Raw genomic sequence first — 16,131 nt, 5'->3', positions numbered from 1 at the left:
GCGCCCGGGAGGCGCATTTTGTCTTTATCGTAAGTTGCAGGGGCTGTACTGCACAACCTCCTGCCTTATTTTTTCACAGTCTTTCTGACCGGTTTCGCCGGGAGTTTCTTTGCCGGAACCAGCTTCGCAGGCTCTACGGTCTTCGCCGCTTTGTCCTCTGCCGGCTCGATGCCTTTCAGCTCGAGTGTGAAGACAAGTGTCGAGTATGGTGCGATGTCCTTGCCTGCACCCCGTGCCCCGTATGCCAGTTCCTGTGGGATGACTATCTCCCATTTTGAACCGACAGGCATCATCTGCAGTGCCTCCGTCCAGCCTTTGATGAGGCCGTTGACAGCAAAAGTGTCGAACTCTACGCCATGACGGGCAGTCGCGTCGAACACCTTTCCATCGATGGTCTTTCCCTCGTAGATGACGCGCACGCGGTCTGTGGCCTTCGGCAGGGGGCCGTCGCCCTTGCTGATGACACGGTACTGGAGCCCGTCAGGCAATACAATGACCCCTTCGGCTTTCTTGTTTTCGGCCAGGTAAGCCTCATTCTTCGCTTTTGTCGCAGCTTCTTTCTGCGCCTTCAGCTCTACCTGTTTCTTTTCAAAGAGCTGTTCAGCTGCATCCTGTCTGAAGAGCGTGGTGTCTTTCGACAGGGCGGCGACGAACCCTTTGTAGAGCAGGTCGGGATTGATAGGGGCGGATGTCCCCTCAAACTGACTGCTCATGTTCGGCAGCATCGTCTTCTCCACCTGTGAACTGATGATCATTCCGGCCACGTAAGCAGCGAAAGCGGAATCCTTGCGGTTTTCTATCCCTTTGCGCAGACCGCGCAGGAAATCCGGCATCTGGGACTCTTTCACACCGAACTGGTTGGCAAGATAAGTGTTCAGACCGCGGGTCATCGCCATGCCGGCCGCATAACTCAGAGAGTCGGAGGCCGTCTTCAATTCTACCGGTGCCATCCTGCACTCACCGGTACACTCTGTCTTCTGTCTTTTTTTCTTGTCTTTTTTCCTGTTCTGGGCACTTGCCGCATTGAAAACAGCACCTGCCGCAACGAGCAGAGCCAACATGATTGCTTTCTTCATAATCTTTTTTAAAAGAAATATTATTCAACAAGGGCCGGGTTCAATACCCGACCCTCACTTTACTTAAATATGCCTGAAGTATCGACTTTTACATGCCGGGCTTTGCGCCTGGCATAGCCGGCCGGCCCTCGGGAGCCTTCTCGATGCCGAGCAGCTCTACCGTGAACACGAGCGTTGAGAACGGCTTGAGGTCAGGACTGGGCTGCTGTGATCCGTAACCGGCTGAGTAAGGAATGGTAATTTCCCACTTGGCACCCACCGGCATCTTGGTCAGCGCCTCCGTGAAACCAGGAATGACACCGCTGACGGGCATTGGGGCATTGTCACGATGGTCGAACACCTTGCCTTCAATCGTCTTTCCTACATAATTGATCTTTACCACGTCCGTTGTTTTCGGCGTAGCACCCGAACCGGCTTTGAGTTCTTTCACCTGTACGCCCTGGCCGATGGTCTTCACGCCGGGCTTCTTTGCGTTGGCGGCCATGTAGGCATCGCTCTTCTTCTTGTTGGCACCGTAAGTCTTCTCGGCAGCTTTCGTCTGGATTGCCTTCGAGGTGTTCTGCTCGATGGTCCGTGCCTGTTCAACGGTCATCTTCTGGCCCTTGCCCTTTGCACTGGCAGCAAAACCGGCAAGGAAGTTGTTCAGCGAGATGGTCTTGGTAGAGTCTTCACCGAAGATCTGGCGGTTGATCTGCTGCTTGATGATCATGTTCATCTGCATACCGACACCGATACCGGCATTATAAGCGGCACGCTTCTTGTCATCGGCATTCTGTGCGCCGTCGTTCATACCCTTGATGAACTCGTCGATATAGGCGGTATCGATCTGCATCTGCTGGAGATACTGCTTGACACTCTGCCCCTGGTCAACACCGAAGGCGTAACTCAGCGAGTCGACATCTGATTTCAGGTCCTCCTTGGGAGTGGAGTTGCCACAAGACGTGAATCCTGCGGCTGCGATAGCCATTGCGGCCAATAGATAAATTTTCTTCATTATTCTCAATTGTTTAGTTTTCTGGAATTTATGGGTGATGGGTCTTGGAAGAGGATGATAATTGATGATTGTCGATTATGGTCGGTGCGATAGTCCGTGTATCACCTGCCATCGCTTATCATCGCCCCATCCCTGCTTATGCCTTTCCTTTCACCTCAATCAGTTCTACGTCAAAGACAAGGGCCGCGAAAGGCGGTATCTGCGCACCGGCACCCCGCTCGCCGTAGGCAAGGTCATAAGGAATGAAGAAGCGGTACTTGGCACCCTCCTGCATAAGCTGTACACCCTCCGTCCAGCCAGCGATTACCTGGTTCAGGCCGAATGTAGCTGGCTCCTTGCGCTTGTAAGAACTGTCGAAGACGGTACCGTCGATCAATGTTCCTTCATAGTGGCATACCACCTGGTCGGTCGCAGAGGGCTTCTTGCCGTTGCCCTCCTTCAGTACCTGGTACTGCAGGCCTGACGGCAGCGTGACGACACCTTCCTTCTTTCCGTTCTCTGCAAGGAAAGCCTCACCGGCGGTCTTTGCGGCCTTGCCGGCTTCGGCGGCGGCAGCCTGCCGCTCAGCCTCCTGTTTGCGGAAGAAGTTCTGTACGAGTGTCTGTGCCTCGGTGTTGTCTACTTTCAGTGCCGAGCCTGAAACAACATCCTTGATAGCCTGTGCGAAGTCGTCGATATTCAGTTCCTTTGCCCCCATTCCGGCGAGCTGTGAACCGATACCGATACCCAGTGCATAGCTTAGTTTGTCCATTACTGTGCTTGATTATTAATAATTGATGTGCAAAGATACGATTTTTAAGGTATAGTATGGCATTAATCGGATTAAAATAACTAAATTTGTGGAAGAGAAAGGTGCTTTGGGACGTAAGTGACAAAAAAGTGACAAAGGACAGGAAGAATCCGGAAAAGCTGTGCTGCTACTTTGGAACACCGGCCGTAAGCAGAAGCTGAGGCTGTAGGTTGCACGCTTCTGTCTCCATTTTCCCTTTCAATTCCTCAAGCTGACTGACCTCAGAACAAAAATACAAGCAACATGAAGAAAATCGTATTCTTGACCGGTGCAGGGATGTCTGTAGAGAGCGGATTCAAGACATTCCGCGGAAACGACGGACTGTGGGAGGACTATCCCGTTGAGCAGGTGGCCTCGCACGAGGGGTGGGAAGCCAACCCGACGCTCGTCAACAGCTTCTACAACAACCTGCGGAAGAAGCTCTATGCGGCCAGTCCCAACGAGGGACACCGCCTTATCAAAGAGCTTGAGAAGGACTATGACGTGACGGTCGTCACACAGAACGTGGACAATCTCCATGAAAGGGCCGGCTCCTCGAAGGTCATCCATCTGCATGGAGAACTGACAAAAGTATGCTCGAGCAAGAACCCTTACGACAGCCGTTACATACAGGAACTGCCGGCCGAGGACTGCATGGTGGCTCCCGGTACACGTGCGGGTGACGGCAGTCTGCTCCGGCCTTTCATCGTGTTTTTCGGCGAAGCTGTTCCTATGATCGAACCGGCAGCGGAAGAAGCGGCGAAGGCAGACATCTTTGTGATCATCGGCACGTCGCTGAATGTCTATCCTGCAGCCGGACTCGTCCGCTACACACACCCGGGAATTCCCATCTATCTCATCGATCCCGATGATGCGCCTGCCGGCAGCGCCGGACGTGTGAAGCACATAAAGAAAGGGGCGAGTGAGGGGATGAAAGACCTGATGCAGGAACTGTAACAGTCCGCCGGAATGGCCTTGTCTCTGCTGCAGCATCTGTTGCCCTCCCATGAAATAACTTTTTTTTGTCCAGATATTTTATCGTCCTGCAGCTGATGACGCTCCATGATTCCCTCTCTCTGGCAAGTAGGAGGAAACACAGGCGGCGTACATTGCCGGAGGATGAGAAACGTCTTTGTAAGCTGCTCACAGACAGGTATATACGTTCTGTGTTGAAAGATGTGCTTAGTTGCGGTCCTGAAAGGCCTTACCTGACGTGCAAGTAAGCCTTACTTGAACCGCAATCAGGCGTTAGTTGAAATGCAGACAAGGCCTGTTTGAAATACAGAGGGGAATTTCTCCGGTTTCCGGAGGACTTCATGAGAAGCAGAGAGAGCATTTTCCTAGCCTGCAATGTAAAATTATTTCCTAACGGGAAGATGCTTGTGGCAGACAGCCTGTATCTATAAGCCTGTTCCCGGTCGGTCCGCCGGCTTGGGGGAGAGCGTGCGGCGGGCTGTGCAGCTGACGGTGGAATGACGGAAAACAGAATAGAAGATATGGAGTAACGTATGATGTGTCAGAGATGTGGAGGCCCGGTTGAACAGTTTGAGAAAGTCGCTTCTCGATAAAGAGAATCCCCCTGTAGACAGTGTTTCCGTCTGCAGGGGGATTCGGTTCGTATGTCGCGGGAAAATCAGTCGTTGCTTTCGTTGTCGCTGAACTCGCGGCGCGGACGGCGGTCGTCATGGCGACGCTCACCGTCACGGCGTGGCCGGCGGTCGCCACGTGGCCGGCGCTGCGGCTCTACATAGCCTTCCGGCTTCTCGAGCAGTACACGGCGTGAGAGCTTGTACTTGCCGGTCTTCGGGTCGATGTCGAGGAGCTTGACCTTGATCTTGTCACCCTCCTTGATGCCTGCGTCTTCTACGGTCTCGAGCCGTTTCCAGTCAATCTCCGAGATGTGGAGCAGGCCGTCCTTGCCCGGCAGTATCTCTACGAAGCAGCCGTAAGGCATGATGGAACGTACCGTTCCCTCGTAGACTTCACCGATTTCCGGTACGGCGACAATCGACTTGATCTTGCCCAGGGCAGCATCAATCGAATCCTTGTTGGGGGCTGACACCTGTACCTTGCCGACACCGTCGGTCTCCTCAATGGTGATCGTAGCACCCGTGTCTTCCTGCATCTGCTGGATGATCTTGCCGCCGGGGCCGATAACGGCACCGATGAACTCCTTGGGAATCTCCAGCTGTACGATGCGTGGAACCTGCGGCTTCATCTCTGCACGCGGCTCTGCGATCGTGTCGGTCAGGAGGTTGAGGATGTGCTCGCGGCCGGCCTTGGCCTGCATGAGTGCCTTCTCAAGAATCTCGAACGACAGACCGTCGCACTTGATGTCCATCTGCGTTGCCGTCAGGCCGTCACGTGTACCGGTCGTCTTGAAGTCCATGTCGCCCAGGTGATCCTCATCGCCGAGGATGTCGCTCAGTACGGCATACTTGTCCTCGCCCGGGTTCTTGATCAGACCCATGGCGATACCTGATACCGGTTTCTTCATCGGGACACCGGCATCCATCAATGCCAGTGTGCCGGCACATACGGTGGCCATGGAAGACGAGCCGTTGGACTCGAGAATCTGGCTTACCAGACGGACGGTGTAGGGGAAGTCGGCCGGAATCTGTCCTTTCAATGCACGCCATGCCAGATGGCCGTGGCCGATCTCACGGCGGCCTACGCCGCGCTGTGCCTTGGCCTCACCGGTACAGAACGGCGGGAAGTTATAGTGGAGGAGGAAACGCTGATAGCTCTTCTCCAGTACGTTGTCGACCATCTTCTCGTCCATCTTCGTACCGAGGGTACAGGTAGAGAGCGACATGGTTTCGCCACGCTGGAAGAGCGCACTTCCGTGGGGCATCGGCAGCGTGTCTACCTCGCACCAGATAGGACGTATCTCGTCTGTTGCACGGCCGTCCATGCGCTTGCCGGTGTCGAGGACACTGCGGCGCATGGAGTCGCGCTGTACGTCTGCAAAGTAACGATCGATTTCTGCGTGTTTTTCTTCGAGGTCGTCTTCTGAAAGGTCTGTGTGGGCCGCATCGTATGCCTCGGTGAAGTCTGCCTTGATCTTCTCGTAGGTCTCCTCGCGGTGCTTCTTGTCGTTGTCGCCGCTCTGTGCCTCGGCATAGCAGGCGTCGTAGGTCTCCTTGCGTACCTGTTCGCGCAGCTCTTCGTCGTTGATCTCATCGTCGTACTCGCGCTTCACGTCCGTACCGCAGGCCTTCGAAAGTTCTTCCTGCATCTCGCACATAGGTTTGATGGCCTCGTGCGCTGCCTTCAAAGCGCCGATGAGGTCCTGTTCGGAAACCTCGTCCATCTCACCCTCTACCATCATGATGTTGTCCTTGGTGGCACCGACCATGAGGTCCATGTCTGCCTCCTTCATCTGCTCGAAGGTAGGATCGATGACGTATTCGCCGTTGATACGGGCTACGCGGACTTCGGAGGTGGGGTGTTCGATAGGGATGTCTGATGCAGCCAGCGCTGCGGATGCTGCAAACCCTGCAAGGGCGTCAGGCTGGTCAACGCTGTCGGCCGACAGCAGCATGACCTGTACATAGACCTCGCAGTGGTAATCTGATGGGAAAAGTGGACGGAGAACACGGTCCACAAGGCGTGATGTAAGGATTTCGTCGTCATTGGCTTTGCCTTCGCGTTTGGTGAAACCGCCTGGGTAACGACCTGCGGCAGAATACTGCTCGCGATAATCAACTTGCAAAGGCATGAAGTCTGTGCCCGGAACTGCCTCTTTGGCTGCACAAACAGTGGCGAGAAGTACGGTGTTTCCCATGCGGAGGACCGCTGCGCCGTCAGCCTGCTTTGCAACCTTTCCGGTTTCAATTGAGATGGTTCTTCCATCTGGCAACTGAACTGTTTTCGTAATTACGTTCATCTAAAATTTTAAATACTTATTGTTTTGACCAACATCTTAGGGAACCAAAAGGGGTAACTCCAGACAAGGCGCAGATGCCTTGACGCTTACCTTCTCACGCGTCCCGTAAAAATTAATCCGTGCAAATTTACCTATTATATATGTAACACACAAATAAATACGGAGATATTTTGCGTCAGGACACTATCTTGCTCTCATCCTGCTCTCCCTCTCCCAATCTCTCTAAAGGTGAGGAGCGTCTGGTGGAAGAATGAAAAAAAGTCCGGCAGTCAGACCTTTAGGGTACGACTGCCGGACTTCTGGGGTATGGCTATCCGGGCTGTCCTGCCTGTCTGCTTCGTCTGTCTCGGCAGGCCGGTCGGCATTGCGGTTCAGCTGGCGTGCATCATGATCCAGTCGAACAAGCGCATGGGAAGGAAGGTGTGCATACTCCGTGGCATGGCACCATGCTCCGAAGATTGTTGTCAGCCGTTTGCTTGTAGAACAGATATTTACGATAGTGCCGCTCAACAGGAAAAGGAGAGAAGGTCATGGTGGATTTATTACGGAAGCGTATGAGTACCCGTATCGTGCAAGGTTATGCCAGCAGGTGATAACATCCGCCTGCCATCGCCCTTATGATGCCTTTCATCTCCAGTGCGAAGAGGATGCCGGTGAGCCGTGAGACGGGAAGTCCGGCCTGAATGGACAGTAGATTGATCTGCAGGTCGTTGTTCTTGGCAAGCACACGGACAACGGAGTTCTCCTCTGGGGACAAATCAGGGAAAAGTGTTCGCTCAATGCCCCGTTGATGTGCCTGCTCCAGTCGGGCATCCTCTTCCCATCCCATTGCTTTCACCAGGTCGGTGGCAGAGGTGATGAGTGCCGCCCCGTTGTCCCGGATAAGATTGTTGCATCCCTCACTGTAGTCTGAATGTACGGAACCGGGAAAGGCGAAGACCTCCCGTCCGTAGCTGCGTGCAATGCTGCAGGTGATGAGTCCGCCGCCCTTGGAGGCCGACTCTATGAGGATAGTTGCATCCGAGCATCCGGCGACGATGCGGTTCCGCTGTACGAAGTTGCGGGCTACGGGCTGTGTGTGAGTCATGTATTCCGTCAGCAGTCCGCCTCGCCTCATCATCTGTACGGCTGTGTCACGGTGTACACGAGGATAGAGGTCGTCGAGCCCGTGTGCCAGTACGCCGATGGTGTCAAAGCCGTTCTGCAGGGCTGCCCGGTGTGTATGGATGTCTACACCGTATGCCAGTCCGCTGAAGATGAGAACATCTGGACAGATTGTCTTCAGTTCCTTGACGAACGAACGGATGATATCCTGTCCGTAGGTAGTGCAGTGGCGAGTGCCTACAATACTGATGACGTGACGGCTGTTGAGGTCGGCGTTGCCGAGATAATAGAGCAGGATAGGGGCATCGGGACACTCCCTGAGCCGTTGCGGATAGTGTTCGTCGTTCATGCAGATGGGCTGGATATCATGTTGCCGGTCGTATTCCAGCTCCTGTTCAGCCCGGTCTCTGAGACTGTCGATGTCTTTCAGCGCCTGTACGAGATGTATTGAGGCATCCGGGAGGATGTCCCTGATGTCCCGTTTGTGCTCAATGACGGCTGTAGCCGAACCTGCCCGCCTGTATAGTTCTGCCAGTTCGGCGAGGTGGAAGCGGGTCAGTCGGGTCAGCAGGATGGCGTTAAGGGATTCCATGGCTGGGAGTGTTGGGGTAGGCGGTGATAAGCGGTGATAGGTGGTGATAAGCGATGATAGGTGGTGATAGGCGATGATAAGCGGTGATAAGCGATGAGTTTTTCACCTTCCTACAGTACTGCGGCGAACGCTTCGTCATATTCCTTGCTGTTGCCCAGTCTGCCGTTGATAAGCGTCACAAGGTCGACATCGGCATGGAAGCAGAGCTGCTCGTCGCTGGCGCGGAAGAGGTCGTGGTTGAACACCCAGCGAAGTCCCTGTTTCTTCAATCCCATGCGTGAGATGATCTCGTCATCGCAGGTCAGCGGCACTTTATAAGTGAGCTGCATCCGTGCGACTACGGCATCGACACCTTTCTCGTGCAAATCGGCGAAGCTGACACCTAATGAACGCAGGAACCGATGGCGGGTGTGCTCGGTGTAGTGCAGATAATTGGCATTGTTTACTATACCTTGGATGTCGCACTCATAGTCGCGGACTTCCATTCTTGTCTCGAAAATGTATTTCTTTTGTTCCATATTCATTAATTGGGAAAGTAGTGTTAGAACTTTTCTGTCTTGTTAGGCCCATTGGCCTCATGTCAGTCCAGATAGGCTAACCTGCCTTGTCAGCCTGATGATTTCTATGGCTGGGCGGAGGGTCTGCCTTTCAGATACTCGTATCCGATCCGGCAGCGCAGGCAGTCCTTCCGGTCGCAGTACTCCTTTTTCAGCTGTATGAGTGCCTGCGAGTCGCCTGCCGTCTCAACTGTCAAACCTACTTCCTTCCACATTCTTACGATGTGATTGTTCTCTGCTTTCAGAGCTTCAAGGAAGTCGAAGGCACGGTCGCAGTACTTTTCGGAGTTCTTATGCCTGCCGTATGCGAAGAGTACGGGAATGACCGTATTGATGATCTGCAGGTTCAATGATGCCGCCGACAGCCGTTTCTCGCTCTTCGCGCTCTCTTCACCAAAGACATAGTGTGTCTCCCAGTAGGTCGTCACCTGCGTAGCCAGCAGTTCCTGCATCTGTCTTACCGTCTCACAGTCCAGCAGCTGAGACAGTCCTGCCCGCCCTTCATAGTAAAGCTGTGCGAGCTGTGCGATGCGGATATGTGGAAAGTTCTGCGGCCGGAGACGGAGAAATCTCCATTGGCTGGCATCCATGTGCCGTAGTCCGAACTTATGCGCCAGATACTGATATTCGCTTTTCAGTTGTGTGAAGTAGCTGTCCTTCTGTGCTTTCTGTTGATACCGCTCGGGTATGGCAGCCGTTTCCAGTAATCCTGCCTGTCCCAGGAAGAAGGCTTCAATCTGCAGCAGGTTGTCCCGATGATGGGCTATGCTCTGCAATGGAATCAGCTTTGCCCATGTTTCAAAAGCATCGCCATTGATGCCGAAGCCGTAGTTGCGTGCAAGGGTGACGAAGTAAGCGGCTTCCCAAGATCCGTCGCAGTCTTTCACCCGCTGGGCGATTGCCTCCGTTTTCTGTTCCAGCCGTTCCGTCTGCAAGGCACTCATCCACGAGTGAACCATCAGACGTGAGAGGTCAGGAATGATGCGGTAGCAGGGCGGATAGGCATCTGTCGTAAGCAGTTCTTCGTAATGTTCCCTGACGGGTGCAGGAACCTGCAGCCGCATCTGTGGCGGATAATCACCTTGTTTTGTCTTGACATCCACATCAACGGACTCTGCCACGTGCAGGATGATGTTGTTATAGTGCGGATCGCGGTCGTGCCGGTGCAGGAACCAGTCGGACGCACGGTCGTGTATCTCTACATTGCCCACCCACAACGTTCCGCCGATCTTCACTTTCGCATTGAAGAAATCGGGACCTGCATTACGGTTATGCAGTCCGGGATCAATGACTTCCACCTCCTGTCCGTCAGTGGTCTTGAGCCCCGTCAGCGGAAACATTTTGTGTTTCCATACATAGTGGATGAGTTGTTCCATAACAGATTCATGGTTTTACAGAACGCAAATATACGAAAAAAACGGGACAATCGATCCGCTTGGCTGTGTGTTTTAAGCATAACTACATCTTTTTCTATGGAAAGATGATGCTTTTTCCTTTTTTTTCATAAATTTGTCGGAGCTGTCAGGGGTTCCTGTCATAAATGCGTCGGACCGCCCATCACATAATCAATACCCAAGATACGTTTCGTGTCTGTCCAAGGGAAAATGAGTTTTAATCAATCCGCAATGAAAAGAAGAATGCCGTCAGATAACCGCCGTCTGGCAAAAGGACTGCTGCTTGCAGTGCTGCAATGTCTTTCCGCTCTGTCGCTTTCCGCCCAGACTCCTTATATTCGAGGAACCGTGAAAGACGGAACGGGCACACCGGTTGAGTTCGCAACCGTAACCCTGCTGTCAGGAAAGGATTCCACAGTCCTTACCGGGACGGTCACTAAAGAGAACGGAAGTTTCTCTTTTGATGTAACGGACGCAGACCAGCCGAAAATACTTCGCATTTCCTTTATCGGATATAAAGACTGTATGATCCGTAATCCTGCCGGAGACCTTGGCGTTGTCGTCCTGAATCCGGTAGACCAGCAGTTAGACGAGGTTGTCGTGAAAGGCACGCGACGGATGGTGAAGTTCAAGAATGACGGTATACAGGTGGATATTTCAGGCACCTATCTGTCGCATACAGGTTCGGCTCTCGAACTGATCGGAAAGATGCCGTTTGTTTCCAGGTCAGGTTCAGATATAGAGGTGCTCGGCAAAGGCGCACCCCTCATCTATATCAACAACCGGCAAGTGCGCAACCAGTCGGAGCTTACCCGACTCTCTTCTTCAGAGATCAGGAACATAGAGGTCGTGACTTCCCCCGGTGCAAGGTATGCCTCGACAGCGAATGCCGTCATTCGTATTACAACAGTAGCTCCCATGGGAGAAGGATTCTCTTTCAACGACAGGACGACGACTGGGGTCAAACATTATGCTTATCTTTTCGAGCAGACCGACTTCAATTACCGCCGAAAGGGTTTCGACCTTGCCGGTATGCTGAATTATGAGAACTACCGCGAGCGTCCCCGCATAGAGAACCGTACTACACAATATCTGCCCACGGCAATCATTGAGCAGCGGAGCACGGGCAAGGACTTCTCAAAGTTCCCGGTCTGTTCGGGGAAAATCGGTCTGAACTACAACAGCAAGTCTCACTATTTCGGGTTGTTCTATGATTTCAGATTCAAGCCTTCGGAATCGTCCGGTCCTACAGAAACCTCACGCTACATTGACGGGAGTTTCTCCGAACAACTTGAGAACAGCTCTGCCTCCAGCCGCTATGGTCGACAGCATCTGCTGAGTGCCTACTACACGGGAACTGCGGGTAAATGGCAGTTGTCTGTCAACCTGGATGCTCTGTGGCAGCTGAATGACCGCCATACCAACGAGCACGAACGGTCCACCGTGAATCCAAGACGTGATTTTACAACTGCAAACGATGTCTGCAACCGCCTCCTTGCTGGCAATGCCTCGGCTTCTCATCCTGTGTGGAAAGGCGAGGTGAGAATAGGGACAGAGGGCACTCATATTCATCGTACCGACCGTTATGCAGGGAATGCAGTCTATATTGCCGGCAATGACAACCGCATAGAAGAGACCACCACTGCCCTTTTCGCCGAAACCAGTCAGACATTCGGAGCCGTATCTGCCAATATCGGTCTGCGGTGGGAATACACGGACTCCAGATACTATCATTTCGGCACTTACTCGCCCGGGCAGAGCCGCACCTGTCACAACCTTGCTCCCACGGCATCGATCGCTTTCTCCATAGGAAAGGTGAAGACACGTCTCGCATATACACGCAAGACCTCCCGTCCCGCTTTCGATCAGCTCGGTTCTGCCGTGAAATACATCGACCGCTACACCTATGAATCAGGCAATCCCGACCTCCGTCCCATCTACCGCGACTATCTGTCACTGTCGACGGCATGGAAAGACCTGTCCGTAGAAATAGCGTACACTTCCACCAAGAATTATTTCATGTGGCAGACCGTACCGTACCCTGGCAACATGGAAGCCACATTGCTGCAGATGCAGAATATGCCGCGTTTCCGTTCCTACAGTGCTTTCGCAAACTATTCTCCTACGTTTTTCGGCTGCTGGCATCCTGTCTGGATGGCAGGCTTTGCAGTACAGAATTTCAAGCTGACCCATCATGGAGAACTGTTGAGGCTCAACCGTCCGCTGGGCATCTTCCGTTTCAACAACGCTGTCCATCTTCCCTGGGATATGTGGCTGAACATAGACTTCTCAGCTCGGACTTCCGGCAATGGCGACAATGCCCGCATCCGCAGTTACTGGACAAATGACCTCGGACTCTACAAAGCGTTCGGCAAGGATACATGGAGCATCAAACTGCAGCTCAATGACGTGTTCGGTACATGGCGTCAGCAATTCACCACATTTGATGCCCTTACACGTACAGACGTGAACAAAATCTACGATACGCGCGACTTCTCTATTACTCTTCGCTACAACTTCAACACTGCCCGGTCAAGATTCAAGGGGCATGGAGCCGGGAATACAGAAAAGGAAAGATTCTGATCCGTCTCTCAGAAACTGTCGGGCGGCTGCCGTAAACAGCTGTTCCCAAGACCTGGAAAGAGGGAATTCCTGGTCTTGGGAACAGTTTCTGTATATTATGCATGGTTGGGAAAAATCCCTATTTCTTTGGCTTGCGTCTTGCCCAGCCTTCCTCCGAGAAGTCAGGCTCTTCGCCTTTCAGCTTGGCCGGCGCACCTTTCATAAGTTCTTTCCAGTCATCCTTCTTGAACTTATGCTGTGCGAAAGAAAAGTCTTCTTCCTGTTGCCGGCGGCCGCGCCCCTTGCGTTCACGGCTGTCTTTCCGTCCTTCTCCATGGCTTCCGTAACCGCCCCGGCCGCCGCCCGAACGTCCATGTCCGCCTTCATCAGCGTCATTGCAACGCACCTTGCGTCCCTTGTACGTCGTACCGTCCAGTGCGCGCATCACCTTCTGCGCATCCTGTTCCGGGACTTCAATGTAACTCTGCTTTGACAGAAGGTCGATATGTCCCACTTCCTGATGGCCATGTACATTCTTGTTGATGAACTGCATCACCTCGCCCGGGTAGAAACCGTCCGTCTTGCCGAGGTTGATGAACAGCCGCCTGTAGCCGCTTTCAGCCTTGCGGGGTCCTCTGCTGCGTCCGGATTTTCCTTCTCCACGGCCGCCACGGCCTGTCTCACGCGAGCTGCGGGACGATGGTTTCTCTATTTCGGGAGCATTCTTGTAGTAGTCCAGGAAGCGTCCGAAGGTGGCTGTGACAATCTTCTTGATGATATCCTCCTTGTCGATATATTCGAACTGGCGGTTGATGTCCTTCATGTAAGGCTCAATCTGTTCCTCATCGACATCGGTCTTCAGAATGTCATCCATCGTCTTGAACAGCTGCTTCTTGCAGATTTCTTCCGGTGCAGGCAGTGTTCCGTCCACGAACTCCTTGCCGATTTCACGCTCGATATTGCGTACCTTATGCTTCTCACGGGAGTGGATGATCGAGATGGACGTACCCTTCTTGCCCGCACGGCCTGTACGGCCGGAACGGTGGGTATAGTTTTCAATATCATCAGGCAGGCCGTAATTGATGACGTGCGTCAGGTCGTTCACGTCCAGTCCACGTGCAGCCACATCCGTAGCCACGAGAATCTGTGTGAGATGCGAACGGAACTTCTGCATTGTGAGGTCGCGCTGCTGCTGCGAGAGGTCGCCGTGCAGCGACTCGGCGTTGTAGCCGTCCTTGATCAGCTTGTCGGCAATTTCCTGTGTCTCCACCTTTGTCCGGCAGAAGACGATGGCATAGATCTTCGGATAGAAGTCCACCAGCCGTTTCAGGGCAAGGTACTTGTCGCGGGCATTCACCATATAATAAATGTGGTTGACGTTCTCTGCACCCTCGTTGCGGCTGCCCACGACGATTTCCTTGTAGTCGTGCAGGTAACCCTTGGCCACACGTTCCACGTCGCGGCTCATCGTAGCCGAGAACAGCAGGGTGTTGCGGTCTTCCGGCACGCCGGTCAGTATCTCGGTGATACTCTCCTGGAATCCCATGTTCAGCATTTCGTCAGCCTCGTCCAGGACAACGTTCGACACTTTGTCCAGACGTGCTTTCCCACGGTGCATGAGGTCGATCAGACGTCCCGGCGTAGCCACGATGATCTGTACGCCATGGCGCAGCTGATGAATCTGTGTCTCGATGGAGGCACCGCCATAGACGGCGGCGATGTGCAGGTGGGGGATATACTTGCCGAAATCCTTCAGGTCGTCTGCAATCTGCAGACAAAGCTCACGTGTCGGACTCAGCACTACCGCCTGAGTATCCTTGCTGCCGGTGTCAATCCGTTGCAGCAGTGGCAGGCCGAATGCTGCCGTCTTTCCCGTACCGGTCTGTGCCAGTGCGATGACGTCGTTCCGGTTGCCGAGCAAATAGGGGATTACTTCTTCCTGTACAGGCATTGGATGTTCAAATCCAAGCTCACTGATGGCGCGGCGAATCTCTTCGCTCACACCCAACTCTTCAAATGTCTTCAAATTCGTTTGTTTATAATTTATTATCCTATATAATAAGGTAAGAGACCACCAAACGAACCCACAGAAAGACACTTGCCTGAGACTGGCTTCCAACAGTCAGTACGCAGACTCTCAGGTGGCATGTTACCTTTATCGGCGTGCAAAGGTACGTCAAGAATTCGAGACTGGCAAATAAAACCGCTGTTAAATAGCTCATGATAAAAAATAATTGATCGTCGGTGACTCATGTCGGACCAGTCTGATTTACAGTTGAGAACAATACCGGGCGCTTGAAAACAGGTATGCGGTTGTCATGCAACGGTAATCTGATGATGCACGTCGGCTTGTCTGTCTGCCCTGTGCCGTTGCAGGAAAAACAGCCGATAAATGAGTACGAATGCCTTGCGTTTGTTATAAAGTCTAAAAGCATCGATAATTACACCGGTTTTTCCTTTCTGTTCTGCACTTTTTTTGTAACTTTGTCAGGTCAAATAGAAAAATAGTCGTTATTAAAGTTAATTATTTGAGTTAGTACAAGAACACAGGACTTGCGTGAGCAAGTCTGATGTTAAACGAAAGGCTTCGCAGGGATGCGGAGCCTTTTTGGATTCTTGCGTTAAATACGTGGACAGGAAATAAAACGGAGGCTTATGGTATCCGGCAGATACCGGCATTATACATCTGTAGCAGCCGAAGCCGAATAGACATCGGTGCTGTCCGGCAGACATTTCCCGTGCAAGTCGGCCGTCAGCGCATTGCTGTATATGATAACGGCAGGATTGAACCGGCCTTTCCCGCAGATGTGCGGAGGCCTGTCACATATTGTGTTGTCGGCAGACACCAGTCGTGTTGACGGCCCGCTCCTTGCAATATATTGCCTGGGACGGGAGCATAGGACGGCATCGAATAAACATAAGTGCAGGAAAAGGAAATGTATGGACTCGCCAGACGACCGGTCCCTCACGTTAAAGTTATGCGTTCTGCACGACATCCGTCTACGCCTTTTTAACGGAAGAACTTTTCTGATGGGTATGACAGGAAAGAACGGCGGAGAATGTTGGGCGTGCAGACAGGGGTAGTGTCTGCAAGTACGTATCTGCCTGCAATCGTCTACGGAGGCCTGTCTCCGACCATTCTCGCCGGTCACCTCCCTTTCTGAAGAGTGGTTAGGGCAGGTCTCCTGCATACT

At 53.0% G+C, this 16,131-nt stretch carries 10 protein-coding genes; 2 read left to right on the top strand and 8 right to left on the bottom strand.

The window, feature by feature from the left end:
• Positions 1–65 precede the first annotated feature (65 nt).
• The 3 genes from DYH27_RS07450 to DYH27_RS07440 all read right to left on the bottom strand — a co-directional run bounded on the left by DYH27_RS07450 (position 66) and on the right by DYH27_RS07440 (position 2,821).
• Entirely contained in the window at positions 66–1,076 is a 1,011-nt protein-coding gene (locus tag DYH27_RS07450; protein ID WP_004354058.1) for an FKBP-type peptidyl-prolyl cis-trans isomerase, read from the bottom strand.
• Between the two features lie 88 nt (positions 1,077–1,164).
• Positions 1,165–2,070: an FKBP-type peptidyl-prolyl cis-trans isomerase gene (locus DYH27_RS07445; protein WP_004354107.1), complete on the bottom strand. Its 906-nt coding sequence runs from the start codon at positions 2,068–2,070 to the stop codon at positions 1,165–1,167.
• Between the two features lie 136 nt (positions 2,071–2,206).
• Positions 2,207–2,821 carry an FKBP-type peptidyl-prolyl cis-trans isomerase gene (locus DYH27_RS07440; protein ID WP_025067117.1) on the bottom strand — a complete coding sequence of 205 codons (615 nt, stop codon included), beginning with the start codon at positions 2,819–2,821 and terminating at the stop codon, positions 2,207–2,209.
• A 282-nt stretch (positions 2,822–3,103) separates the two neighbouring features.
• On the opposite strand from DYH27_RS07440, the gene DYH27_RS07435 reads away from it, so the two are divergent.
• Positions 3,104–3,796 (top strand): SIR2 family NAD-dependent protein deacylase, encoded by a 693-nt coding sequence (locus DYH27_RS07435; RefSeq protein WP_025067118.1) that lies wholly within the window; start codon positions 3,104–3,106, stop codon positions 3,794–3,796.
• A gap of 676 nt (positions 3,797–4,472) precedes the next feature.
• On the opposite strand, the gene pnp is transcribed toward DYH27_RS07435, so the two are convergent.
• From pnp to DYH27_RS07410, 4 genes are all read right to left on the bottom strand, one after another.
• Positions 4,473–6,728, bottom strand: coding sequence for a polyribonucleotide nucleotidyltransferase (gene pnp / locus DYH27_RS07430; protein ID WP_029216317.1), 2,256 nt, complete (start codon positions 6,726–6,728; stop codon positions 4,473–4,475).
• Between the two features lie 577 nt (positions 6,729–7,305).
• Positions 7,306–8,424, bottom strand: coding sequence for a DNA-processing protein DprA (gene dprA / locus DYH27_RS07420; protein WP_004354004.1), 1,119 nt, complete (start codon positions 8,422–8,424; stop codon positions 7,306–7,308).
• Between the two features lie 110 nt (positions 8,425–8,534).
• Positions 8,535–8,942, bottom strand: coding sequence for an acyl-CoA thioesterase (locus DYH27_RS07415; RefSeq protein ID WP_025067120.1), 408 nt, complete (start codon positions 8,940–8,942; stop codon positions 8,535–8,537).
• A 104-nt stretch (positions 8,943–9,046) separates the two neighbouring features.
• Positions 9,047–10,357 (bottom strand): DUF2851 family protein, encoded by a 1,311-nt coding sequence (locus DYH27_RS07410; protein ID WP_025067121.1) that lies wholly within the window; start codon positions 10,355–10,357, stop codon positions 9,047–9,049.
• 249 nt (positions 10,358–10,606) lie between these two features.
• On the opposite strand from DYH27_RS07410, the gene DYH27_RS07405 reads away from it, so the two are divergent.
• Complete coding sequence (locus DYH27_RS07405; protein WP_025067122.1) at positions 10,607–12,958, top strand: outer membrane beta-barrel family protein; 2,352 nt, start codon at positions 10,607–10,609, stop codon at positions 12,956–12,958.
• A 118-nt stretch (positions 12,959–13,076) separates the two neighbouring features.
• On the opposite strand, the gene DYH27_RS07400 is transcribed toward DYH27_RS07405, so the two are convergent.
• The gene (locus tag DYH27_RS07400) at positions 13,077–14,963 is read right to left on the bottom strand and encodes a DEAD/DEAH box helicase (RefSeq protein ID WP_004354101.1); all 1,887 of its coding nucleotides are present in this window, start codon (positions 14,961–14,963) and stop codon (positions 13,077–13,079) included.
• Between the last annotated feature and the right edge of the window lie 1,168 nt (positions 14,964–16,131).

The organism is Prevotella denticola, from assembly GCF_900454835.1.
Classification (GTDB): domain Bacteria; phylum Bacteroidota; class Bacteroidia; order Bacteroidales; family Bacteroidaceae; genus Prevotella; species Prevotella denticola.
Note: the sequence above shows the minus strand (reverse complement) of the source record. Positions and strands in the feature narration are given on the sequence as shown.